Here is a 25,583-nt window from a genome sequence, read left to right on the forward strand (position 1 = left end):
ATTAATTCTCCTCTTTTTCAATTAATGATTTACCTGTCATTTCAGAAGGTTGTGACACCTCTAATAATTCTAACATGGTTGGCGCCAAATCGGCTAAAATGCCACCATTTCTTAACAATAAATTCGATTTTGTCACAATTACTGGAACAGGGTTTGTTGTATGAGCTGTCATAGGGTTTCCTTCTAAAGTAAGAACTTCATCAGAGTTACCATGGTCAGCTGTAATAATAGCCGCGCCACCTTTTGCAAGGATTGCATCTACTACTTTACCAAGACATTCATCGACTGTTTCAATGGCCTTAATTGTTGGCTCTAACATTCCGCTATGCCCAACCATATCAGGGTTAGCGAAATTCAGAATAATGCCATCAAATTTATCGTCCGCAATCTCTGCAAGCAATGCTTCTGTTACCTCATAGGCACTCATTTCAGGTTGTAAATCGTATGTTGCAACCTTTGGAGATGCAATTAAAATACGCTCTTCCCCTTCAAATTTCTCCTCACGACCACCACTCATAAAGAATGTAACATGCGGATACTTTTCTGTTTCTGCAATACGAAGCTGTGTTTTGCCATTAGAAGCTAACACTTCACCAATTGTATTTTTTAAGTTGTCGTTTGCGTACGCAACTTGAGCATTTACTTCATCACTGTAATGTGTGAATGACACAAATTTTAAATTCTTTGGTTGGTTAGCTGATAAAGTAAAGCCATCAAATTCACTATTTGTAAACACTTTAGATAGTTGAATTGCACGGTCAGGGCGGAAGTTGAAGAAAATAACTGCGTCATTATCGTCAATTGTTGCCACGGCTTCTCCATGCTCTTGAACGCTAAATGGAATAACAAACTCATCTGTTACATCACGCTCATATGATTCAGCAACACCACTTGCTGCGCTGTCAGCTGTTTGACCAACACCATCTACTAGTACATTGTAAGTAAGTGCTACACGATCCCATCGTTTATCACGATCCATTGCATAATAACGACCATGAATAGAAGCAAATTGACCTACGCCAATGTCCTTCATTTGTTTTTCAGTTTCTTCAATATAGCCTAAAGCTGTTGACGGTCCAACATCACGGCCATCTAAGAAACCATGTACAAAGACTTTGTCTAAGCCTTGTTGTTTTGCAAGCTTCAATAGTGCAAACATATGCTCATAGTGGCTATGTACGCCACCATCTGACAGTAAGCCCATGATATGAAGTTTAGATTGATGAGCCTTAGCATGTGCTATTGCATCCAAAAATGCTTTATTCGTAAAGAAATCTCCTTCACGAATAGATTTGTTTAAGCGTGTTAAGCTTTGATAAACAATACGTCCAGCACCGATATTCAAGTGTCCAACTTCAGAGTTCCCCATTTGACCATCAGGTAAACCCACCGCTTCACCTGCTGCAATTAATGTTGAGTGCGGGAACTCATTCCATAAACGATCGAAATTAGGTTTGTTTGCTTGGGCTACTGCATTTCCGAAAGTTTCGTCGCGAAATGCAAAGCCATCTAGAATAATTAATGCTACTGGCTTTTTAGGCATTTGCTGCCGCCTCCAATAATTTTAAAAATGATTCTGGTTGTAAACTTGCTCCACCGACTAAAGCGCCATCGATATGCTCTTTTGATAATAATTCCTGAATGTTCTCAGGTTTTACGCTACCACCATATTGAATACGTATAGCAGCGGCCGTTTCATCGTTATATAATTCCTTCACTACTGCACGAATTGCTCCGCATACTTGGTTAGCATCTTCTGCTGTAGCTGTTTTACCTGTACCGATTGCCCAAATAGGTTCATAGGCGATCACCATATGCTCCACTTCTTGTGCTCCAAATCCAGCAAGTGCTGCTGTAATTTGATGAGCAACCTTTTGTTCAGTAGTCCCCGCTTCACGTTCCTCAAGCGTTTCTCCACAGCAAATAATTGGTACGATATTATGCGCTAGTGCTGCAGCAACCTTTTTATTGATGGCTTCATCTGTTTCATTATAATATTCACGTCGTTCAGAGTGTCCTAAAATAACATAGTCTACTTCCACGCTTGCTAGCTGAGCTGGACTAATTTCTCCAGTGAATGCACCTTCGTTTTCATAATGCATCGTTTGTGCACCAATTGCTAGCTCAGATCCACTAGCAACTTGCACAAGCGTAGGTAGGTAAAGTGCTGGTGCACAAACAACAGCGTCTACTTTATCATTTGAAGGAAGTTTGTCCTGTACCGCATCAACAAACTGGATAGCCTCTTCAAATGTTTTATACATTTTCCAGTTACCTGCAATAATTGGTTTACGCATCGTTATTGCCTCCTATGTTTTTTTATTTTAAACAGTTTTACTTATCGTTTAATGCCACAATTCCAGGAAGCTCTTTGCCTTCCATTAATTCAAGTGATGCACCGCCACCTGTAGAAATATGGTTCATTTTATCGGCAACTTCAAATTTTTCTACTGCCGCTGCAGAATCCCCGCCACCAATAACTGTATAACCAGTTGTTGTTGCCATAGCGTCAGCTACAGTTTTTGTACCATTCGCGAATTTATCCATTTCAAAGACACCCATTGGTCCATTCCAAATGATTAATTTAGAATTTTTAATAACTTCTGCATAGTTAGCAGCTGTTTTCGGACCGATATCTAAGCCCATCCAGTCAGCTGGAATAGCGTCTACATCGACAATTTGTGTTTCAGCATCTTTTGAAAACTCGTTTGCGACAACGGTATCGATTGGCATATGTAATTGCACGCCTTTCGCCTTTGCTTTTTCAATAAAGGATTTTGCTAAATCGATTTTATCTTCTTCTAATAAAGATTTGCCGATATCATAGCCTTGCGCTTTAATGAATGTGAATGATAAACCGCCACCGATAATTAGGTGGTCTACTTTTTCTAATAAGCTTTCAATCACACCAATTTTGTCTTTAACTTTGGCACCACCGATAATTGCTGTAAATGGACGCTCTGGGTTAGATAATGCTTTACCTAGCACATCTAATTCCTTTTGCATAAGGAAACCAGATACTGCTGGTACATACTTGGCAATTCCTTCAGTTGAAGCGTGTGCACGGTGAGCTGCACCGAACGCATCATTGACATAAACGTCCGCTAATTTTGCAAATTGCTCTGCTAATGCTGGATCATTTTTCTCTTCGCCAGCGTGGAAGCGCACATTTTCAAGAAGAATAATGTCACCATTTTGCATATTTGCAACCGCTTCTTCTACCTCTTGACCAATTGACTCATCTAATTTTGTAACAGGTTTACCCATTAATTCAGCTAAACGTACACCGACTGCAGTTAGGCGCATATCCTCTTTTACTTCACCCTTTGGACGTCCTAAGTGAGAAGTTAAAATTACTTTGGCACCTTGTTCCACTAAATATTCAATTGTAGGAATTGCTGCTCGAATACGTGTTTCGTCAGTAATCGCACCATCTGCCATCGGTACATTAAAATCAACACGTACAAATACACCCTTACCTTTTACATCAATATCTTTCATCGTCTTCTTATTTAACATGAAGAAACCCCCTTCAAAGTTTTTAATCGTGAAATTCCTGGATTCACCCATCTTGGCTCCTCACATCATTCACTTAACTGTATTAGATAAAAATAGTTGGTCCATCATCACATAGCGTTATTCTGTTTCAACAAACTTCTATCGTAATGTCATCCTAACTTTCATCACCGGAAGTTTGGGTTTTAAGGCTCATCGGACGCCCCTCGAAAACCCCAGTCGGAACGGAAATCAATCCACGCTATGGTGAAGTACCCTTTACTTGCTTTTATAGTAGCAAAAGTCACGTTCTATGTCTTGCAATTGCATAACCAGTCATAATGGATATCGCTTATTGCATGTATTCACACGTATTTATCTTATATATCGTATAAAAAAGGAGTAAGGGTAAATTTCCCTTACTCCCATTACCCTTGTATATTATATCTTTAAGACATTATAAAGGCTATACTTTTTGTGCGTAAAAAGCGGTATTATGTCACACTTTTTACTTTAATTTTCGAATTATGACACTTATTTAGTGTTTAATCCTTTTTCTGCGATATATAAAGCTAAGTCCATTAAACGAGTAGAGTAACCAATTTCGTTATCATACCATGCTAGAACTTTTACCATACTATTTTCTAATACCATTGTAGAAAGACCATCTACAGTTGAAGAGTTATGGTTACCATTGTAGTCAATTGAAACTAAAGGTAGTTCGTTGTATCCTAAAATGCCTTTAAGCTCGTTTTCTGAAGCTTCTTTTAATACAGCATTAATGGATTCTTTTGTTACTTCTGATTTTAGCTCTACTACTAAGTCAACACATGAAACGTTTGGTGTTGGTACACGCATAGAGAAGCCATCTAATTTACCTTTTAATTGAGGTAATACTTTTGAAACTGCTACTGCTGCTCCTGTTGTTGTTGGAATCATTGACACTGCACCAGCACGTGCGCGACGTGGATCAGAGTGCGGGAAGTCCAGGATGCGTTGATCGTTTGTATAAGAGTGAATTGTCGTCATCATACCGCGCGCAATACCGAATTTTTCATCAAGTATTTTTGCAACTGGCGCTAGACAGTTCGTTGTACAAGAAGCGTTTGAAATAACATCATCTGTTTTAGGGTTGTAATCCTCATGGTTAACACCCATTACAAACGTTGGCATTTCGCCCTTCGCTGGAGCCGAAAGAATAGCTTTTTTAGCACCTGCTTGAATGTGCTTTCCTACTTCTTCCATCGAGCGGAATCTACCTGTACATTCAAGTACTACATCAACACCTAGTTCACCCCAAGGTAAATTAGCAGGATCTTTTTCTGCATATACTTTAATTTTTTTTCCATTTACTACGAAAGAATCACCGTCTGCATAAACATCAGCATCGTAGATACCGTGTACTGAATCATAAGTTAATAAGTGTGCAAGCTGACCTGCATCAGTTAGGTCATTTACTGCAACCACTTCGAATTCATCGTGCTTCATAGCTTCACGAAATACTAATCGTCCAATACGTCCAAATCCATTAATCGCTAATTTTAATGCCATTGTCAATTCCTCCAATATTGTTTAAATAATTTATTTTGCCTCGGACATTTATAATATCCACAATTGGCTTTATTCTCATTCAGAGAGTGTTGTAGCACCCGCTGAAATACGAGTTACGTAGTTAATTTATTAAGAAGATAAACTTTCAGCGATAGCTTTTGCGGCTACCTCATCCGTTATAAAAATGGTTTGCTTTGGCGCTACCTTAAAGTACGATAGCATTGCCTTCACTTTTTGTTTTCCAGCAGCAACTGCAATGACCTGCTTACTTCTTCGAACTTGCTCAAACTGAATACCGATTGTTCGAATTCGATGTACAATTTCGCCATCAGCATTGAAATAATAGCCAAATGCTTCACTAACTGCACCCTTTTCTTCGAGTATCCGTAAATCTTCAGGCGATGAATTACGACGAACAGCCATTTCCTCTGCCGAGCCAATACCATGAATGACACAATCTGCATGATCATAATAATTCATCATTTCAGTTACCATTGGCTCTGTCAGCATTGCTTGATAGGCCTGCTCACTTAAATGCTCCGGTAAAAACAAGGTGCGATACTGTGCATCCATCTGCATGGCAAATGTTGAGACAAGTGTATTGGCTTGCATTTGCATTTCATGTCCAATACCTCCACGAGCAGCAACAAATGTGATGTTGTGTGGATCAGCTGGATGTAAAAATTGCGCGAGTGATGCAACCGACTTCCCACCAGTAACAGCTACTATTTGACCATCAAAGCTTGTTGACATAAATTGATGTGCTGCCTCTTTTCCAAGCAATGATAATATCGTATCGTCTTCATTGTAATCACCTGGAACAACAATTACATGCTGGAAGCCGAAATGGTTTTCCAATGATTTAGCTAGCTGTGTTAGACCAGACCATTCATAGACTAGTGCTCGTAGCTTATCAATAACTACTTCACCTTCGTCTGTACATACCATACCCGACTTTTGAGAATCTAATAACCCTTGCTCGCGTAAAATATCTGTTTCTTTACGAATTTCTCGTTCAGTCATTTTAAGTGAATCTGCAAGTGTACGACGCCCAATTGGCTGCATCAGCTGAACTGTTTGCAAAATGCGATATCTCGATTGTAGAAGCGGATACATTTCCGGAAGTAGCCTTTGCTGTGCCTCAGGTACAGATAACATATTTATCTACTCCCTTTTTAATAGTAGTGGGTTACATTTCGCCCCACTATATAAAATTATGTCCCACTCACAATTTCATTATAATACGCTTTAAAATAAAGAGCAAGTAAATGCTATCTTTTGGCATTGAAAATTATTTTAAGCATAGTGGCCATATTCCGCCTGTGTTGGGCTTCATTGGAATGCTGATCCCCGAGGAGTCGCCCAGTCTCCATTCCAATCAACCACTTCACATAGTATGTACCTTCTAACATGTCACTATAATTTATAATAATAAAACGAAATTTCAGCAATGTTTTTATGTGCGAAAGCGAAGCGGCAGCAACAGATGTTTTTATGTGCGAAAGCGAAGTGTCAGCAGCAACATAAGTGGAGGAAGCGGATTGAAGCTCGCACACAAGAAAACGAGTGACCTGAAACGAATATCCTCATTTAAAACACCACAACATGCACAAAGATTTCCTGAATTATTTTGTTTTCCAACATAATAAAAAACCCGTAACCAATTAGACATGGCTACGAGTTTTTAGTTAGCTTATTTTGTGTAAGATAAAATTGCGTTTTTCTTAAATCCGCATAGAGCTTTTGTTGCTTCATTTTTATTTGTGTATTCAAAAATACGAACGTCCTTTTTCTCAAATACTGTAATAACCCACATGGTGAATTCTCCCTTCAACTATACGTTTTTGTAATATAACAATCACTAAAAATGTGATGCAATTGATAAACTGTTTTATAACAACCTCTTACTGATTCCTATTCTACTCCGATTTTGTAAAAAATAAAGCCTAATGTGAAGGTCTTCACAAACTGTTCAAATTCTAATCGCTTTCATTGAACAATTTGTGAATTGTGGTTATTACCGCTAAAGATTTGAGTAAAGTAACGTCCTGAGGCTTTAGGCCAACACGATGTTGGTCACTCAGTCATTGCCACAGGACGTGGCGTTCTTAGACTGAGTTCCTCTATTTCAGCGGATGTTTGGACACCCGCTGAAATAAGTTAAAAAATCCCGCTCCTTCTTCACTGCCACATACATAGCGAAAGAGATGCGAAATTTTTAGGAAAGGTTTAATTCACTTATTTTTTTGCTTCATTAAACGAGCGATTTGCTGCTCATTGGTATGTTCGATTTCTTCTAATTTTTGAATCACTAATTGCTGTCTTTCATTAGAATGATTCTGACTTAACTTCTTCTTACCTTCCATACTTAAGATTTTTAATTTAAAGCCCTGAACTCCTTTGTTTAGATTGCTTACAAGCTGCTCATCTACCTGAGTTAGGCTATATGTGCTGGTATGAAGTTCATATTTTATAATCATGTTGTTAAAGGAGTCCAGTAATTCATCATCGTGTTCAATAAGCTCGATTTCTCCATAAACATGAACTGCTACATAATTCCATGTTGGGACAGCTTGATTTGTTTCATACCATGATGGAGAGATGTAGCAATGTGGCTTATGAAATAATGCCCAATTAAACAATCTTTTGATGTGTAGCAAAGGGCATTCCTTCATGAGTCGAAAAGAGTGTTGCAAAACTGTTTTCCTGAATCACTTCTATCATCTCGGAAATATCCTTCATTTTAAAAGCCGCGGGTATGTACATAAGCAGATCCCCTTTGTTATTCGCTACACAAATGCTCCATAAGTGTTGCGTAATCCAAATTGCCGTATTGTATCACTTGCCCATCCTTTTCCACTACCGGAATCATTAACATATACTTTTCATGTATGTTCTCATCTTCTTCAATATTAATAATTTCAATATCGAAATCTATATCTTCCTGTACTAGCTTTAATGTATGCAGTCCCTCTACACAAAGTTCACAATTATCTCGACTAAAAAATTTCACGTTCAATTACTGCACCTCCCTTAAGGGCTATTATAAAACGAAACAGCTATTAATAAGCAAGATACTGTAATGACATCTTTTGTTTATTGTTTAATTGTTTCAGAATTTTTTTTAACAACATTGGTATTCTTGCCAATAATTACGGACGCCACAACAATGAAGGCTATTACAATAGTAAATAATGTAATGGGTTCATTGAGAAATAAAGCTGCAAAAATAATCATTAAAAATGGCTGTAAATATTGAATTTGGCTTACTCTTGAAATGCCTCCCATAGCCATTCCACCATACCAGGCTACATATGCTAAAAATTGACTCACAATAGCAAGATACAGAAAGCTAATCCAAGCTTTTAAAGGAGCATGCAACATCTCAACTGATACGTTTAGTAACACTGGAATAATAAGAAAAGGAGTAGCAATTATAATTGCCCAAGCAATTACTTGCCAGCTTCCTAATTCTCGTGCTAGTACCCCTCCTTCAGCATAGCTAAGTCCGAGGATAATGACTGCTGCCAATAATGCTAAATCTGCAATATGTAATTGGCCCAGTCCAAGATACATAGCGTAAATCATTACTGCCAATGCGCCAACTATACTTGATATCCAAAATTTAATGGACGGAATTTCGCCTCCCCTTATCATTGCAAACCCCGCTGTAGCTAAAGGTAAAAGGGCTAACTCTACAGCTCCATGAGAAACTGGCAAACTTGTCATAGCCCAAGAGGTGAGCAAGGGGAATCCTAAAACTGCGCCTAAAGAGACAATAATTAAACTCTTGAATTGACGAGCAGTGGGCAGTTTTTCTTTTTTCACAACTAATACAAGAGCAACTAAAATTGAAGCTACTACCGCTCTTCCTAAGCCAACAATTGTAGTCCCGAAATATTCTACTGCTACACTTGTTGCAGGTAATGTTAAGCTGAAACAGATGACGCCCACTAAGCCTAATAATAACCCCATTTTTTCCTTCTTATTGTCCTGCACCATTACCAACCCCTTATATTTTTATACAAATCTGTACCATTTGTGCTGGTATAATAAATATTAAGAGGAACTACCATAAAAATAAACGTAATTTTCCGTCATCTGTCCTGGTACAGAATAAAGGAGGCTTTGCATTGTATACAAAATATAATGAGGTTATTGATGAAATTAAAGATCAACTAGCACAGGGATTACTTATAGCAGGTAGTAAACTTCCTTCAGTACGACAACTTTCTGAAAAATTCTCCTGCAGTAAAAACACAGTTGTTAAAGCATATGAAGAGCTAGAAAAAGAGCACTTAATTTTTTCTGTTCCCAAAAGCGGCTATTATGTTGTCAATGAATTTCAAAATCCAGACAGTAAAAATGATATTATTGACTTTTTGTCTGCTGGTCCAGATAAAGACATCATACCCTACATTGATTTTCAACACTGTATCAATCAGGCCATTGATACTTATAAAGAAGAATTATTCACTTACACCGATCAACAAGGTCTATACTCTTTACGACTTCAAATGGTGAAGTATTTGCAAAGCTTACAAGTATTTACTGAACCCGAAAGATTATTTATTGTGTCTGGCTCTCAGCAGGCTCTTAATTTATTAGTTTCTATGCCATTTCCAAATGGAAAAAACAATATTTTAATTGAACAGCCTACTTATTTTGGCTTTATAGAGTCTGCCAATTTACAGCAAGTGACTACGTTCGGGATTGATTTATCTATGGATGGAATTGATTTCGATCGTCTAGAATATATATTTCGCAATAACGATATCAAGTTTTTCTATATTGTTCCGAGGTTTCAAAATCCACTTGGACATAGCTATACAAATAAAGAGAAAAAAAGAATTGTAGAATTAGCGGAAAAATACGATGTCTATATAGTTGAGGATGACTTTTTAGGGGATTTGGATCCAGATACTAAATCAGATCCATTATTCGCGTACAATCCTTCTGGCAGAGTTATTTATATTAAAAGTTTTTCTAAAGTTTTTCTACCTGGTTTAAGAGTTGCGTCTTTAGTTCTTCCCAAAATAATGACTAACAATTTTTTACGCTATAAATTTACTGCCGATTTTAATAGTTCGGTTCTTTCACAAGGAGCATTAGAAATTTATTTAAAAAGCGGAATGTTTAATAGCCATATTAAGAAAATAAAAGAGCTATATTATAGAAAAATGAAACATCTTCAGGAAGCTTGTGAGTTATTGCTGCCAAATAACACGCATTATACGAAACCCTCTTCAGGATTTTATCTTACTATCTCCCTGCCCGAGAAAGTGACTGCAAAGCAGATCGTCAATTTGTTAAAAGAGCAAAATGTCCTTGTGGATGATGCAGCTAGGATGTTCCTACCAGAATATAAAAAGGAAAATCTGATTCGATTAAGTATTTCTCAAGTGAATGAGCGTCAAATTCATGTTGGAGTAGAAAAGCTAGCCCGTTGTATCACATTCATTAACAATAAGAAAAATGATATATATCGAAATACTTTTCAGCTCTTATAACGGCTCTTCATCCAAATAAGTCTCGACTGTACAATCGGGAGTGGCAAGAACAATTTAGAGTCTTCAACTAGAAAAGACTGTGCAAGAAATTTATGCACAGTCTTCTTCATATTATTTTTTCAGATGGCTATCTAAGAATTTTAGCATTGCATTATAGAATTCAATGCTGTTTTCTTCATTATGGAAACCATGACCTTCATTATCTTTCAGCATGTATTCCACATCAACGCCTCTTGCACGTAATGCTTCAACAATTTGATCGGACTCAGCCTTATTTACACGTGGATCATTTGCACCTTGAGCTACAAATAGCGGTGTTTTAATTTTATCCACATGGAAGACAGGTGAAGCTGCTGTTAATAGCTCCTTATCTTTCTCTGGATGTCCTACACGCTCATAAAGCATTTCACGCATTGTTTCCCAATATGGAGGAATTGTATTTAATAGTGTAAAGATATTCGATACACCTACGTAATCAACTGCTGCCGCATATAGATCTGGTGTATAAGTGATACCTGCTAATGTTGCATAACCTCCAAAGGATGCACCATAAATTCCGATACGTTTAGGGTCTGCAATGCCTTGGTCGATTGCCCATTGTACGCCATCTGTAATATCATCTTGAATTTTTAGACCCCATTGCTTATTACCAGCTTCTAGGAATTTTTTACCGTATCCAGCTGAAGAACGGAAATTCATTTGTAGTACTGCATAACCACGATTTGCTAGTAATTGCACCTCAGGATTAAAGCTCCACATATCACGTGCCCATGGTCCACCGTGTGGATTGACAATAAGCGGCAGATTTTTAGCCTCTTTATTTTTCGGTAAAGTTAAATAACCGTTAATTGTTAAGCCGTCTCGACTTTTATATGAAATTGGGTGCATTTCTGCAAGCTCCTCTTGTTTTAACCAAGGGCTTAATGTTGCCATTTCTGTCATTTCATCTGTTGTTGAATCGTAGTAATAATATTTTCCGTAAACAGTGTCACTAGAAACGCTAACAATGAATTTTGTCATTTCTTTGTTGTAATCATTAATGCCTAATTCACTTTCTTGAATACCAAATTTGTTTTGAATTTTACGGAATATTTTTTCAAAGTCCTCGTCAAAGAATTGATAGTGTGCTTTATCTGTTATATATGCACCGTATAATAATTTATCTTTTTCAGGACTGTATAATACACCCATTACATCCACTTCTGAGTTGGACATAATTACTTCTTCATTACCTTCTAAATCATATTTCACCACTTCTACTTTATCTCTTCCTTTATTAGAAGTTGCGAAAATATGTTTATTGTCTTTAGAGAAAGCAAGTGGCATTACTTCATCTCCTGCTTTCATTTCAATAAATGGCTTGAATTCATCTTTCTCTGAATCACGGTAAAGGATAGTTCCTTCTACACCATCTGAAGTAACTGCCATACGTACATTTCCATCATGATCTGCTAACCAACTTGAAATATTACCTGGGTTTTTCGCAACATGTGCAGTTACTCCAGTCTTCACATTAAGCTTGTACACATCAAAGACTTTTGCATCTTCTTTATTCATCGTAATAAGGATTTCGTCTTTAACGCCCTGTAAATCACTTAATAACCCCACTGTTACATTCGGATATGGCGTTAAATCCTTTTCCTCATTACCATTAAATGTTGTTGAATAAATGTGGAAGTTTTCATCGCCACCCTTATCCTTTACATATAGTAAATTGTTATCTTTCCAATAGGATCCTAGAATATCACGATCTGTTGAGCTAGACACGCGTACTGGCTCACTATCATCATTCATTTTCTTTACGAACACATTTGAACGATTTTCCCATGCAGATTTATAAGTAATGTAATTTCCATCTGGTGAAAGTTGATAGCCCACGCTTCCTGGGTTTTTCATGAAATCTTCGACGGAAATTTCTTTCACGCCTTCATTATTGCTTACACCGTTTTTCACATTTTTAGCATTGTTTAAAATTTTAACCGCATCTTGTTTAGTAATCGTTTCACTATTCGAAAGACCGTTAAATAAACCTAGCTTATTTGCTTTTTCTTGATACTGAACAAACGTTGCTTCTTTTTCCTCTTTATTTAACGCTCTTACTAAAATACGGGACACTTCATCACGTTTAATATGTGCACTTAAATCTTTTAATTCTTCGCCTTTTACCCACTGATCAATGATTTGCTGACGCATTGTCTCTGATCCATGTTGGAATGTTAGGGCTGTTACAGTTAAATTTAAAAACTCCTTAGCAGATAGACTTTCTTCTTTAACTTCTACTTGACTGCTAGTTTCATTGGCAGCGCGCACTTCCTGCATAGATACTGGAATGACTGCAGATGTTGTTAAAATAACCGCTAATGATGCTGATAAAAACCTTTTTTTCAAAATGATTCCCCCTTATATCAGTACGTATTGTATAATTTGTAAATATAATGAAATTATAACAATTTTGGTACCTTTGTCAATTGTTGGTTCGCATGATAAAAAGAGATATTCTTTATAATAGGACCTTAAATAATAAAAGACTGTGCAAGAAACTTACTTCCTGCACAGTCTTCTTTCTTATTATTTTTTCAGATGGCTATCTAAGAATTTTAGCATTGCATTATAGAATTCAATGCTGTTTTCTTCATTATGGAAACCATGGCCTTCATTGTCCTTCACCATGTATTCAACATCAACGCCTCTTGCACGTAATGCTTCAACGATTTGATCAGATTCAGCTTTGTTTACACGTGGATCATTTGCACCTTGAGCTACAAATAACGGTGTTTTAATTTTATCCACATGGAAGACAGGTGAAACGGCTGTTAATAGCTCTTTATCCTTCTCTGGATCGCCTACACGCTTATACCACATATTGCGCACTGTTTCCCAATATGGAGGAATTGTATTTAATAATGTAAAGATATTTGATACACCTACATAATCAACTGCTGCTGCATATAAATCTGGGGTATACGTAATTCCTGCTAAAGTTGCATAACCTCCAAATGATGCACCGTAAATTCCGATGCGTTTAGGGTCTGCAATACCTTGGTCGATCGCCCATTGTACGCCATCTGTAATATCATCTTGAATTTTTAGACCCCATTGTTTATTACCAGCCTCTAAAAACTCTTTTCCATAGCCAGTAGAAGAACGGAAATTCACTTGTAGTACTGCATAACCACGGTTTGCTAGTAACTGTACCTCTGGGTTAAAACCCCACGCATCGCGGTACCATGGACCACCGTGTGGATTGACGATAAGTGGCAGATTTTTAGCCTCTTTGTTTTTCGGTAAAGTTAAATAACCGTTAATCGTTAAGCCGTCACGACTCTTATACGAAATTGGATGCATTTCTGCAAGCTCCTCTTGTTTTAACCAAGGGCTTAACGTTGCCATTTCTGTCATTTCATCTGTTGTTGAATCATAGTAATAATATTTTCCGTAAACAGTGTCACTAGAAACGCTGATAATGAATTTTGTCATTTCTTTATTGTAATCATTAATGCCTAATTCACTTTCATCAACACCTAATTTGTTTTGAATTTTACGGAATAGTTTCTCAAAATCCTCGTCAAAGAATTGATAATGAGTCTTGTCTGTGACGTATGCACCGTACAATACTTTATCTTTCTCAGAACTATATAATACACCCGATATATCCACTTCTGAGTTGGACATAATCACTTCTTCATGACCTTCTAAATCATATTTAACTACTTCTACTTTGTCTCTTCCTTTATTAGACTTCGCCAAAATATGTTTATTGTCTTTAGTGAAAGCAACTGGCGTTACTTCTTCCCCTTCTTCCATTTCAATAAATGGCTTGAATTCATCTTTCTCTGAATCTCGATATAGAACAGTGCCTACTACACCATCTGAAGCAACTGCCATACGTACATTTCCATCACGATCTGCTATCCAGCTAGTAATGTTACCTGGGTTTTTCGCAACATGTGTAGTTTCACCAGTCTTTAGGTTAAGCTTGTAGACATCAAAGACTTTTGCATCTTCTTTATTCATCATAATAAGGATTTCGTCTTTAACGCCCTTTAAGCTACTTAATAACCCTACTGTTACATTCGGATAAGGTGTTAAATCCTTTTCCTCATTACCATTAAATGTTGTTGAATAAATGTGGAAGTTTTCATCGCCACCTTTATCCTTTACATATAGTAAATTATCATCTTTCCAGAAGAATCCCCCAATATCACGATCCTTTGAATTGGATACACGTACTGGCTCGCTATCGTCATTCATTTTTTTCACGAAAACGTTTGAGCGATTTTCCCATGCAGAAGCATAAGTAATGTAATTGCCATCTGGTGAAAGTTCATAGCCGACGTTTCCTGGATTTTTCATAAAATCTTCGACGGAAATTTCTTTCACGCCTTCATTATTGCTTACACCATTTTTCACATTTTTAGCATTGTTTAAAATTTTAACCGCATCTTGTTTAGAAATCGTTTCACTATTTGACAGACCGTTAAATAAACCAAGCTTATTTGCTTTTTCTTGATAGTCAGCAAGTGTTGCTTCTTTTTCCTCTTTATTTAAAGCTCTTACTAAAATACGTGCCGCTTCATCACGTTTAATATTCACACTTAAATCTTTTAATTCTTCGCCTTTTACCCACTGATCAATGATTTGTTGACGCATTGTCTCTGATCCATGTTGGAATGTTAAAGCTGTTACAGTTAAATTTAGAAACTCCTTAGCAGATAAACGTTCCTCTTTTACTTCTACTTGACTGCTAGTTTCATTGGCAGCGCGCACTTCCTGCATAGATACTGGAATGACAGCAGATGTCGTTAAAATAACAGCTAATGATGCTGATAAAAACCTCTTATTCAAAATGATTCCTCCTTATATCAGTACATGTTATATCGTTTGTCGATATAATTGAATTATAGCAATTTTACCCTTATTGTCAATAATTTATAATAAATAAATATTATTACCTTTTAAACCAATAAAAAAGTGAACTTTGCTAAGTTCACTTTTTGAATATATTAAAATTTCCGACTTGCTCCTCCACCAGCAGATGAGCCGCCTCCGAAGCCGCCAAAGCCATCGCCCCTAGAGCCGCCACCTCCGAAACCACCTGGAAAACCGCCACGTCTACCAGAACGAGGCCCGCCTCCTCTACCATTAGAAATAAATGTATAAACAATAAGTACTATAATAGCGATTAAAATAATCATCCACGTTGGCATTTCTTCATTGTCAGCTGTATTCTTAGGCATCTCTCCATCCCAATTGTATTCCTGCGCGACGGTTTGAAATACTTCAGCGTACGTAGCTTTAAATGCCTTATCAATATCTCCAGCACTTGCATTTGGATAAAATGCTGAATCCAAAATGCGCCCCAACTTGCCATCAGGTAATGCTCCTTCGAGACCTTGACCTACAGCAATGACGACATCATTATTGCCATCGCCCTGCCCAAACGTTGCTAAAATTAATACACCATTATTCTTTTTGGCATCACCAATACCCCAAGAGCGAATCATTTTTGTTGCATACATTTTTGGTTCTTCACCGTTAATATTATCCACTGTTACGATCATAATTTCAGCACCTGTACCTTTGTCTAGCTGCTCTGAATAATGATTGAGCTCTTCCTTCACGGTTGAAGATAAAACATTGGCAAAATCATGAATATACGTATTTTTCATTGGTGTCGGCATTGCAGCATCTGCCATTCTTATAGATAAAATAAACATGATACCAACAATAGCAAGTTGGATTATAAACCGTTTCATTATTGTTTACCTGAACTGCCAAAATCTATAGATGGTGCCTTTTCAGCACCCACAGCTGCTTTAAAGTATTCTTTCTGCTCAAAACCAAACATCCCTGCAATTAAATTACCTGGGAAACGTTTGACCGTTTTATTAAAAGCCTGCACTTCATTGTTGAAGTCTTCTCGAGCTACAGCTAAGCGATTTTCGGTCCCAGCTAATTCATCCATTAATTGACGGAAATTTGCATCTGCCTTTAAATTCGGATAATTTTCTACGACTACTAGCAATCGACTAAGTGCTCCGTTCAATGCATCATTGGCGACCGCCTGTTCCTTTGGACTATGTGCACTTCCCATTTGCGCACGTGCCTCTGTAATGCTTGTGATAACTTCTTTCTCATGGTTGGCATATCCTTTTACAGATTCTACTAAGTTCGGAATCAAATCGTAGCGACGCTGTAGCTGATTTTCAACCTGAGCCCATTTCGAATCAACGCTTTCCTCGGCCGTTACAAGGCTATTGTATTTTGGAATAAATAGTAAGGCCAATACAACTAAAATAATAACGATAATTCCTATAGGTCCAAATATTTTTTTCAATTTTAAAACCTCCTTCGCTTTCTTTTAGCTATTCATCCACATTTGGGTGATAAGCCTTTCTTTATTCTTACCACTAATGTGTAGCAAAAAAACATCTCTATTCTACATATATGCAAATGCATTAATACCGTATGAAATTTTTCTAACGTGCCATACTTAATACTGTAACAAACTATGATATTTAGGAGGCGCTTTTTTTGACACAATCGTTTCATAACGAATCATCAAACCAAACATCATTCAACCAACAACAAAGCCCGAATCATGGTGGACATGAGCAAATGGATTTGCATGAAACAATCGGTGCAATCATTGCTTGTATGAATCAATCCATTGTTTTACGTCCACAGGTTAAGGACACAGAGTTGCTTAGTATTTTGGATCGCCAATATAATTTCACATTAGGTATGTATAACACTATTGTGGAATCTTATAACACAGGTCATGATCCATCGGTTCCTACAGGTCGCTATCAAATGGAAACAGGAAATAATTTTAAATATGGAATAAATCCTGGCCAACCTAAAAAGCCGATGCAAAATGCAAATGAGCTCAATGATGAAGCTATTTCGGGCTTCTTACTTGGTGCACAAAAAGGCGTGGCAAAAGGTATGACTGCAGCAGCAACAGAAACTACAAACCCTGTTGTCAGACGTGTTATTGCAGATAGTATTCCCAACTGCATTGAAATGGCATACGAATTATCTATTTACCAAAATATGCATGGCTATTATCAAGTACCTCAATTTTCTCAACAGGATATGCAAACGATGCTTAATGCATACAGCACTACAACAAATCCCCTTCATTAATGATAAAAAACAAGAGCAGTCCCATATGTGGTGCAATATCACAAGGGGCTGCTCTTATTTAATGAACTATAAAACTTTTCCTAAAAATGCTTTTGTTCGTTCATTTTGTGGATTACTAAATATATCCTGAGGAGTTCCCTCTTCGACAATATAGCCACCATCCATAAAGACAACACGATCTCCAACTTCACGGGCAAAGCCCATTTCATGTGTTACTACTATCATGGTCATACCTTCAGCCGCTAAATTTTTCATTACATCTAAAACTTCTTTTACCATTTCGGGGTCTAGTGCCGAAGTAGGCTCATCAAATAAAATAGCTTTTGGTTTCATCGCTAACGCACGGGCAATGGCCACTCTTTGTTGCTGACCACCTGAAAGCTGCTCAGGATAGTTATAAGCTTTACTATCAAGACCGACCTTTTTCAACAGCTCCTGCCCAAGTGATTCTGCTTCTGTCCTACTCATTTTTCGGATTTGCATCGGAGCCATCGTGACATTATCTATGACTGTCATGTGCGGGAATAAATTAAATTGTTGAAACACCATGCCTACTTCTGCACGAATAGCATTAATATTTGTTTTTGGCTCGTTTATCTTCACATTCTCGATATAAATTGCACCATCTGTTACTTCTTCTAGCATATTGATGCAACGTAAAAACGTACTTTTACCTGAGCCTGATGGACCTATAACACAGACAACTTGCTTTTCCTGTATTTCATAATCAATGCCCTTTAACACTTCTAGTTTGCCAAAATATTTGTGTAAATTCTCAATTTTAATCATCGTGCTTCCCGCCCTTCTGCCTTACGAGGGACATAGCTATTACTAAGTCGTTTTTCGACAAACGCTACAATCTTTGTTACTCCATACGTTAAAATTAAATAGAGTAACGCTGCAACTATATATGGTTCCCAAAAACGGTAGCTAGCTCCGGCCACGATCTTACTTGCATATAAAATATCTGGTGCCGCAATAACAGTTACTAAAGATGAGTCTTTTAATAAAGCAATAAATTCATTACCTAACGGCGGAATCATACGTCTAAAAGCTTGTGGCAAAATAACTTTTCGCATCGCTTGATTATGTGTTAAGCCAAGAGAACGTGCTGCCTCCATTTGCCCCTTAGCAATACTTTGGATACCCGCGCGGAATATTTCTGCATTATATGCTGCACAGTTTAAGATAAGTGCCGTAATCCCGGAAACCATGTAACCTAATGAATGTCCAAAAATAGTCGGTATCACCGCTAAATGAATTAATAATATTTGTACGAGCATCGGTGTCCCGCGGAATAAATCTACATATAGCTTACATGGCCAATAAACCCATTTTCTCGTCGATAGTTTTCCAAGTCCTAAAAATAGTCCTAAAAGAATTCCGCCAAAATAACCACTAAGTGTTAAAATTAGCGTCACACCAATACCTCGTATAAACATATCTCGGTAGTTCCAGACTATGTCCCAGCGTAAGTCAAAGATGTCCATCCGAAAACCCCACTTCCCCTTCAAAAATTAAATGAGGAGTTGCCCAAAAGGTCCTTGAAATCTAGCATATTTGTAAATAGTAAAAATCCGCATTAGTATGCTCCTGTCGCAAAATCAGTTTTGCAACCCTCTCTGCTAGGTCTCGTCCTCTTTTTTCACGTAGGAGTCTACGCGGATTTTCACCTTATACAATATATTGAGTTTCTTTATTTCTTTTAGGACAGCCCCATCATGCAGTCATTCATTACTTAAAGTCTCTACCTGTAATTTCTTTTATTTTACCGTTCTCTTTAATTTTTTTCAGACCTTCATTTAATTTGTTTAAAAGTTCCGTATTCCCCTTCTGAACCATAAAACCATAGTATTCTTTTTCAAATGCATCATCTTCGATTACTTTAAGCTTCTCTTTTGGATGAGCTTTGATATATTCATAAACTACCGCATTATCACCAATCGTTGCATCCACGTTACCATTTAGCATTTCTTTGATTGCAACCGGCTGATTTTCAAACGCCATAATATTTGGACTTGAATCACCCTGTAGCTTTTTCGCAGCTTCATGACCTGTAGCATTAATTTGTACTGAAATCTTTTTATCCTTTAAATCAGCTAATGATTTAATCTTGGAATCTTCTTTTACAACGATTAATAATTGAGATTCATAATAGGGCTCTGTAAAGTCAAACGTTTCTTTACGCTTTTTATTAATTGAGATCCCTGCTGCACCGATATCTGTTTCCCCATTTTTAACAGTTTGGAAGACAGGCTCCCAGCCAATATTTTGCCACTCTACTTCAAAGCCCATTTCATCTGCAATCGCCTGCAAAATATCGAAATCTAATCCTACAATATTTCCTTTATCGTCAAGCGATTCGAATGGTGCAAATGTCGCTTCTGTTCCTACCTTATAAACTGTCTTACCATTTCCATCTTCGGATGGCACGCTACCCGACGATGTCTTGTCTTTTGCGCCACACCCTGCTAGAACTAGCACAAATGCTGTTACGACTACCAGTAACATAGATAAACTTCTTTTCATAGCTACTCCCCCTAATTCAATTATTTCCCGAAACACAATTAATATTTTTATTAATTCGGAAATATTAGACTATTAGGTCAATTATAGTAACATTATTCTTTTTATACAATAACATTTTGCATAAAAGTAATTGTTTTTTCATAAAAATTTATTCCATTTGGTTTATCTAGAATAAAGCGGTATTAAAAAAAGAAAATAGCACCAATTATGAATATTTATACATTCATAATCGATGCTAAAGTTAGATATATTTTGCAAAAAAAAAGAATCCCCTCAGATAGGATTCTTTTTTTCGACTAGTATAACTAGTCTTCACGTACGGTATGTTCACTAAAAAATAATTTGGAGTTGTTGCCTTTTTGAAGGTTTGAAAGGAACAAATGCGGGAATAATGCCTATTAGGCAATATCCCCATTATTTACCCTCTCATTTCCCCACTAAGCAGGCTGCTAAACTACTTATTAGGAGAATTGAGTTTATAAAAGTATATCAAATAATCAGTAAAATGGCGCCCTCGGAGGGCATAGTAAAAGTGCATAATACCAACGTTTCACAGTGCTATTGTGTAGCTTTTGTGTAGCGTTTAAAAAATGCTTGTTTTTTGCACTTGATTTACCTCTCTTACTCTACTAGGAATCACTTCCTTTATCAATAGATAAGTTGTCTTTTTGAAATAAAAATAATTGGTTGTAAAAGGTACATATTATAGTAATATGGATTAGTTTAGAAAACTACAGAATTAATTTTATGAAATCCGTTATAAAACTAATGTTTACGCTATTTTTTTAGTTCTCATGAATATCTGTGTAAGAAAACAAATGAAAAGAAAAGAATACATTTGGGGAACTTTGTGGGGAACATTAATAAGAAAAAATTTAAATATCAATGGGCAGGTAGGTAGAGAAAAATATATAACTTTAATTACAAGTCACTCAGTAATAAATTGATTGACTTGTAATCTTATTGTGCAGGCTAATGTTAAACGTTCGTCTTCTTCGTTCTTAGACAATTTTATTTACCTTTAATTCATTTTTTATATACATCTAACTCACGTTTTCCTAAAATGGAAATATAGAGGGAGGTTATATAATGAAAAAATTATTCTTTATAGGGGCTTTGTCAGCGTTATTACTTACTGCATGTGGTGAAGAAGAAACTGCTACAATTACTCCAGATGAGTTTAAAAAGTTAGAAACAGGAATGAGTACTGAAAAAGTGAAAGAAATTGTAGGTGGCAAACCGAAAAATCCAGATGCAAAAGAATCTGACGACTTATTATTGATTTTTGACTATGATGGAGAAAATGGAGTAGATAAAGAAGCTTCTGTATCACTCATTTTCAAAGATGGAAAATTAAATACTATTATAGAAGATGGTTTAATAGAGGAGAAAGCAGAGACTGCAACAAAACCTAATGAAGAAACTCCTGTTGCTGTAACTTGGCAAGACAAAGTGAAAGAAATTGCTACAAAGGAAGGAACTCCTACAGAAAAATACGATGCAGTTATGGTTTATGCAAAAGAATACCCTTCTACAGAAGCCGAAATCAAAGAATTTGAAGAATATATCATTGCTGAATATAAAAATAAAAAGTATGTAGCTGATATAAACAATGCAGAATATATGTTAAGTAATGTCTTTAGAGCAAATGTAATCAATAGATTTTATGGGCAAGTCGACACTCCTATAAATAAATTCGCTTTTGATTTTTACCAAAACACGAAATATACATACCGTGGTGAAGATACATTAGACAGTTCTGCTGTGAGATCTAATGAACGTCAAATGGATAAAGCATTAAAACAAATGGGAAAATAAACAGTTAAGTCACTCAAATGAGTGGCTTTTTTATTTGATTCGTAAAGTAAAAATTCAGACCATATGATGAATAAACACAAAAAGCCACAAACACTGTACTATCAACTTTTTGTGGCTCTTTCTGTGCATTTCATCTTTACATACTTTTATGCAAAAACCATAAAAGCTGTGGATTTATAATATAGTTACGATATTTATAAAAAAATTGCGAAGCTTTGGTTCCTCTCTTCGGAGGTGATTTTTCCAATAGGATTCTTCTATTAAATACATATAATTACAAAATATACTCAATTTATATAAAATGTTTAAAATAATTGTATATACTTGTAAAATATTGTATACTAAATATGCCCAGGACTAATAGAGAGGAGGATTACATTGATAATGACTGGCAGAAAGAAAAGTATTAAGGTTTTTACTATTATTCTGTTGTTGTTGTCATTAATTATTTTTTTACTAACGGTTTTTGCTAATAAAACAATGACAGATGATGTCAATAGCAGTTATATAAAGGAGAATTCATCAGATTTAGTTATACCTACTAAAGATAGTATTATAAGCAATGGTTATCCAATGAATGAAAATGGGCAAACATATGGTCCTAATATTGGAAATATAATGCAAGTTGAACCTGATTTAATGTTAGTAAAAGATGAGAACGGTGTATTAGGATATATTTATCCGCCTGAAGGTATATCTTCGCCAAGTGAGTTAGATGAATATAATAAATCATTTAAAAAATCGACACCAATATACTTACAAGATGGTGAAACGATTATTGGTACATTTTACTTTAATTAGAATTTTAATAATTTTTTGAGTTAATAACTTATTGAAAAGTGAACTAATAAATATCAGGAGGTAATTTCAATATGAAAAAAGCGTTTAAATTATTAACTACAGCGTTATTTGCTATTTGTTTGACATTTTCTTTTTTTAAGGTAAATGTTTTCGCAGCAGATGCATTCGGCACAGCAACGAATACAACTGTAAATAATTATGAATATACATTTTATTCTTCTGTTCATAATGATTCAAGCTCAACTTGGGGAGCTGGTAGTGTTAGTTCAAATTCTGGTACTGCTCCAACAGGATTTATGGGAGTTAACGCAAGACTATATGATGGATCAGCAAATCTTGTCAAATCTAGTGGATGGCAATATAATACTAAAGCCACTTCAGGAGTAACGCTGTCTTCAGGAAAAACTAGTGAAAAAGGAATTTACTATGCACAATCTCAAATTGGTTTATACCACGGAGATGGTTATCATCAGTTTTCTACTAAAGCATCACCACGTGTCAAACGTTCTTTAGTTTCTATGATTCCAAACGAACCATATAAAATTAATGAAAATGGTTTAACTTATGGATCAGATTATTATGCGGAATCACTAGAAAATAGTCCAGACCTTATTCGAGCAATTGGAATTAATGGTGTTGAAGGATATGTTTATTCAAATGATATTAACATTGAGCTGCAAACTTTGGAAGAAGTGTTAAATTATATTAATTCAGGACAGCCAGGTTATATTGTACCAGTTTATACTGAGGATGGGACTACAGTTGTAGATTCTTTCGAAATAATCAAAGAAGACTAACATATGTAATCAAAGACATGATCTTATGAATTTAAATTAAGATAATTTAATAAATCTACAAAAAAGCTGTATTGGAAAATCCTTGGCAAGGTATTTATCTAGTACAGCTTTTTGAAATGGTGAAAATTGTGCATAAAAAACTAAGTCTTATCGTTGTAAATCCGCATTTTCCTGATGCTCCTCCTATTAGCTACTGTCGTATTTTTGATTTTAACAGAAAGTAAAAATGTGCATTCACCAGGACAAAAAAAGAGCGCCTAGTCTTACTTTCATTTACTTACCACGTCTTTGCTGAATCGTAATGTACAATCCAATCAAACGGTCCGTAGTCATTGTACCATTCTGCAAATCCTTCAAGTGTGAAGCCTGTATAATCCCACCCTTAACAGCCTGTGCAACAAAGTTTTCTGTTTCAGTTTTCATAGCTGGCGAACCTGGATTCCAAGTTGTAGTTGTCACTTTAATTTCCTCCTTTTTGTCTTCCACAATTAATTGGACTTTATATTTACTGTTGCTTGGTACAATTACTTTTCCTAACACATAACCCTTTGGCATTACCCAATTTGATTTAACCTCAAAATGAGGTCGATCAATAGCATTAGTCCATGTACCTCCCCACTCAATGCCTAACTTCTTAGCAATGGTACCGACTTTATTTAAAGTAGTCACATCATATAAAGATTGTGGAGGGCCTACAGCAATATCCCATGCTAGGCGTGACTTATGATTGCTATTCAGTGTCCAAGTAACAATCTGCCCTGGTCGAGTGCGCCCCTGTGCATAGAGGTATTTCTGCCGTTCCTGTGAGCGATATGTTTCTGTGATGAAGATGTTCTTAATATCTGCCTTGTAGCACTCCTGAAATAGCAATCGACAGGCTGTTTGTGCAGCTGGCAAAAGCTCGGCTAAGTCTCGGCATGTAGTTGTTACGCTTGTACTCATTTCACACCATCCTTTGGTTTGTCATAATCCATTGCCTGTGTGCTATCAGACGTCCCTTTTGTTGTTGGGTCGATGATAATACCAAGTAAGCCTAAAATGCTTAGAATCGTCTCTGAAATGGCTGTTATTTGATCATTGTAAATCGTAATATCGACATGAAAAATGCCCGCTATTTGATTAGCGAGCACGATAAGTAATGCGATTAATGACACCCAAAATTGTTTGTGTTGTAGTCGTACTTTCCAGTTAATTTTCATAGTGAACACTCTCCCCTGTATTTCGTTGAATACCTGCTACTTTTTCTAAAACGACAATACGTACTTCATGATTATTGATACGCTGTGCTGAATCCTTTGCAGTCTCGTCAACTTCGTTTAGATGTTGGTTTAATCTCTCTATGCCATTAGTTAAACTCAGCAACGTTTTATTCAGGTTGTTTGTAATGCGCCAAATAAATAAAAGCCCTGCAATTAATGCTGATACAATCGGCAACCAATTATTGATTGTTTCCACCATTGTTTTCACCTTCATTTCCCCAATATAAAAGCCCTCCACAATTATCTGTGGAAGGCATAAAAAATAACGCTAAGCTTCTGCTTGCGTTTCTAGCATTTATTCACCATTAAAAAACCTATAACCCAAAATAGGTATACAGGTCAATCCTTTCTTACTCATCTTCCATCTTAACTTCTTTTGTTTCAGGTGTATCTAAGATAGGAAATACACCTACTACAACATGTTTAATTACAATAATGCCTCCAAAATTAATAAAACCCACTTGATTACTATTTAAAGCATCAGTGAGTTTTTGTGCATCAATTTCTGTTCCGTTTAATGAATAAATCATTCCGTTATTTAAATGTAATTCGTATTTCATAGTTTTTATCTCCATTTCATTTATTTTTATACTTGTTTTAGTTGTGCCACGTTATTTCCCCATTGGTCACGAATATATACGTATGTGCTGTTATAAGCAATCCACAAACCTCTA

The 25,583-nt window shown here is 36.3% G+C and carries 24 protein-coding genes and 1 pseudogene; 5 read left to right on the forward strand and 20 right to left on the reverse strand.

The window, feature by feature from the left end:
* Position 1: 1 nt before the first annotated feature.
* The 9 genes and pseudogenes from gpmI to ABH968_RS03675 all read right to left on the reverse strand — a co-directional run bounded on the left by gpmI (position 2) and on the right by ABH968_RS03675 (position 9,048).
* Positions 2-1,543 carry a 2,3-bisphosphoglycerate-independent phosphoglycerate mutase gene (gene gpmI / locus ABH968_RS03635; RefSeq protein ID WP_370042621.1) on the reverse strand — a complete coding sequence of 514 codons (1,542 nt, stop codon included), beginning with the start codon at positions 1,541-1,543 and terminating at the stop codon, positions 2-4.
* Complete coding sequence (tpiA, locus tag ABH968_RS03640) at positions 1,536-2,297, reverse strand: triose-phosphate isomerase (protein WP_370042623.1); 762 nt, start codon at positions 2,295-2,297, stop codon at positions 1,536-1,538. Before tpiA ends, gpmI begins: the two co-directional genes overlap by 8 nt.
* A 37-nt stretch (positions 2,298-2,334) precedes the next feature.
* Positions 2,335-3,519, reverse strand: coding sequence for a phosphoglycerate kinase (locus ABH968_RS03645; RefSeq protein ID WP_370042625.1), 1,185 nt, complete (start codon positions 3,517-3,519; stop codon positions 2,335-2,337).
* 510 nt (positions 3,520-4,029) lie between these two features.
* Complete coding sequence (gap, locus tag ABH968_RS03650; RefSeq protein WP_370042627.1) at positions 4,030-5,046, reverse strand: type I glyceraldehyde-3-phosphate dehydrogenase; 1,017 nt, start codon at positions 5,044-5,046, stop codon at positions 4,030-4,032.
* Between the two features lie 129 nt (positions 5,047-5,175).
* Positions 5,176-6,204: a sugar-binding transcriptional regulator gene (locus ABH968_RS03655; RefSeq protein WP_370042628.1), complete on the reverse strand. Its 1,029-nt coding sequence runs from the start codon at positions 6,202-6,204 to the stop codon at positions 5,176-5,178.
* A 535-nt stretch (positions 6,205-6,739) separates the two neighbouring features.
* Complete coding sequence (locus ABH968_RS03660) at positions 6,740-6,862, reverse strand: hypothetical protein (protein ID WP_255350026.1); 123 nt, start codon at positions 6,860-6,862, stop codon at positions 6,740-6,742.
* A gap of 418 nt (positions 6,863-7,280) precedes the next feature.
* Positions 7,281-7,812 (reverse strand): annotated as a pseudogene (locus tag ABH968_RS03665) (FMN-binding negative transcriptional regulator).
* Positions 7,813-7,828: 16 nt separating this feature from the next.
* A complete protein-coding gene (locus tag ABH968_RS03670; protein WP_370042630.1) occupies positions 7,829-8,065 on the reverse strand; it encodes a glutaredoxin family protein in 237 nt (78 codons plus the stop codon).
* 77 nt (positions 8,066-8,142) lie between these two features.
* Positions 8,143-9,048 (reverse strand): DMT family transporter, encoded by a 906-nt coding sequence (locus tag ABH968_RS03675; RefSeq protein WP_370042632.1) that lies wholly within the window; start codon positions 9,046-9,048, stop codon positions 8,143-8,145.
* Positions 9,049-9,179: 131 nt separating this feature from the next.
* On the opposite strand from ABH968_RS03675, the gene ABH968_RS03680 reads away from it, so the two are divergent.
* The gene (locus ABH968_RS03680; protein ID WP_370042633.1) at positions 9,180-10,556 is read left to right on the forward strand and encodes an aminotransferase-like domain-containing protein; all 1,377 of its coding nucleotides are present in this window, start codon (positions 9,180-9,182) and stop codon (positions 10,554-10,556) included.
* 111 nt (positions 10,557-10,667) lie between these two features.
* Here the strand turns inward: ABH968_RS03680 and ABH968_RS03685 are convergent, their stop codons facing one another.
* From ABH968_RS03685 to ABH968_RS03700, 4 genes are all read right to left on the reverse strand, one after another.
* Positions 10,668-12,944, reverse strand: a complete 2,277-nt coding sequence (locus tag ABH968_RS03685) for a S9 family peptidase (protein ID WP_370042635.1) — start codon at positions 12,942-12,944, stop codon at positions 10,668-10,670.
* Positions 12,945-13,124: 180 nt separating this feature from the next.
* Entirely contained in the window at positions 13,125-15,401 is a 2,277-nt protein-coding gene (locus ABH968_RS03690) for a S9 family peptidase (RefSeq protein ID WP_370042637.1), read from the reverse strand.
* A gap of 158 nt (positions 15,402-15,559) precedes the next feature.
* Positions 15,560-16,312 (reverse strand): TPM domain-containing protein, encoded by a 753-nt coding sequence (locus ABH968_RS03695; protein ID WP_370042639.1) that lies wholly within the window; start codon positions 16,310-16,312, stop codon positions 15,560-15,562.
* Positions 16,312-16,893, reverse strand: a complete 582-nt coding sequence (locus ABH968_RS03700) for a LemA family protein (RefSeq protein WP_370042641.1) — start codon at positions 16,891-16,893, stop codon at positions 16,312-16,314. The genes ABH968_RS03695 and ABH968_RS03700 overlap by 1 nt, the downstream gene beginning before the upstream one ends.
* 197 nt (positions 16,894-17,090) lie before the next feature.
* Here ABH968_RS03700 and ABH968_RS03705 point away from each other — a divergent pair, with 197 nt between their 5' ends.
* Positions 17,091-17,705 (forward strand): spore coat protein, encoded by a 615-nt coding sequence (locus ABH968_RS03705; RefSeq protein WP_370042643.1) that lies wholly within the window; start codon positions 17,091-17,093, stop codon positions 17,703-17,705.
* A 66-nt stretch (positions 17,706-17,771) separates the two neighbouring features.
* On the opposite strand, the gene ABH968_RS03710 is transcribed toward ABH968_RS03705, so the two are convergent.
* The 3 genes from ABH968_RS03710 to ABH968_RS03720 all read right to left on the reverse strand — a co-directional run bounded on the left by ABH968_RS03710 (position 17,772) and on the right by ABH968_RS03720 (position 20,234).
* Positions 17,772-18,494 (reverse strand): amino acid ABC transporter ATP-binding protein, encoded by a 723-nt coding sequence (locus tag ABH968_RS03710; protein ID WP_370042645.1) that lies wholly within the window; start codon positions 18,492-18,494, stop codon positions 17,772-17,774.
* Positions 18,491-19,195 (reverse strand): amino acid ABC transporter permease, encoded by a 705-nt coding sequence (locus tag ABH968_RS03715; protein WP_370042646.1) that lies wholly within the window; start codon positions 19,193-19,195, stop codon positions 18,491-18,493. The genes ABH968_RS03710 and ABH968_RS03715 overlap by 4 nt, the downstream gene beginning before the upstream one ends.
* A 244-nt stretch (positions 19,196-19,439) precedes the next feature.
* Complete coding sequence (locus tag ABH968_RS03720) at positions 19,440-20,234, reverse strand: basic amino acid ABC transporter substrate-binding protein (RefSeq protein ID WP_370042648.1); 795 nt, start codon at positions 20,232-20,234, stop codon at positions 19,440-19,442.
* 1,089 nt (positions 20,235-21,323) lie between these two features.
* Between ABH968_RS03720 and ABH968_RS03725 the strand changes: the two genes are divergently transcribed.
* From ABH968_RS03725 to ABH968_RS03735, 3 genes are all read left to right on the forward strand, one after another.
* The gene (locus tag ABH968_RS03725; protein WP_370042650.1) at positions 21,324-22,052 is read left to right on the forward strand and encodes a hypothetical protein; all 729 of its coding nucleotides are present in this window, start codon (positions 21,324-21,326) and stop codon (positions 22,050-22,052) included.
* Positions 22,053-22,436: 384 nt separating this feature from the next.
* Positions 22,437-22,853, forward strand: coding sequence for a hypothetical protein (locus ABH968_RS03730; RefSeq protein ID WP_370042652.1), 417 nt, complete (start codon positions 22,437-22,439; stop codon positions 22,851-22,853).
* A gap of 71 nt (positions 22,854-22,924) precedes the next feature.
* Positions 22,925-23,650 carry a hypothetical protein gene (locus ABH968_RS03735; protein WP_370042654.1) on the forward strand — a complete coding sequence of 242 codons (726 nt, stop codon included), beginning with the start codon at positions 22,925-22,927 and terminating at the stop codon, positions 23,648-23,650.
* 273 nt (positions 23,651-23,923) lie between these two features.
* Here the strand turns inward: ABH968_RS03735 and ABH968_RS03740 are convergent, their stop codons facing one another.
* From ABH968_RS03740 to ABH968_RS03755, 4 genes are all read right to left on the reverse strand, one after another.
* The gene (locus ABH968_RS03740; protein ID WP_370042656.1) at positions 23,924-24,592 is read right to left on the reverse strand and encodes a M15 family metallopeptidase; all 669 of its coding nucleotides are present in this window, start codon (positions 24,590-24,592) and stop codon (positions 23,924-23,926) included.
* On the reverse strand, positions 24,589-24,849 hold the full coding sequence (locus tag ABH968_RS03745; RefSeq protein WP_370042658.1) for a phage holin: 261 nt from the start codon (positions 24,847-24,849) through the stop codon (positions 24,589-24,591). Before ABH968_RS03745 ends, ABH968_RS03740 begins: the two co-directional genes overlap by 4 nt.
* On the reverse strand, positions 24,839-25,117 hold the full coding sequence (locus ABH968_RS03750) for a hypothetical protein (protein ID WP_370042660.1): 279 nt from the start codon (positions 25,115-25,117) through the stop codon (positions 24,839-24,841). Before ABH968_RS03750 ends, ABH968_RS03745 begins: the two co-directional genes overlap by 11 nt.
* A gap of 142 nt (positions 25,118-25,259) precedes the next feature.
* On the reverse strand, positions 25,260-25,469 hold the full coding sequence (locus tag ABH968_RS03755) for a hypothetical protein (protein ID WP_370042662.1): 210 nt from the start codon (positions 25,467-25,469) through the stop codon (positions 25,260-25,262).
* Between the last annotated feature and the right edge of the window lie 114 nt (positions 25,470-25,583).

The organism is Lysinibacillus sp. RC79 (assembly GCF_041262405.1).
Lineage (GTDB): Bacteria > Bacillota > Bacilli > Bacillales_A > Planococcaceae > Lysinibacillus.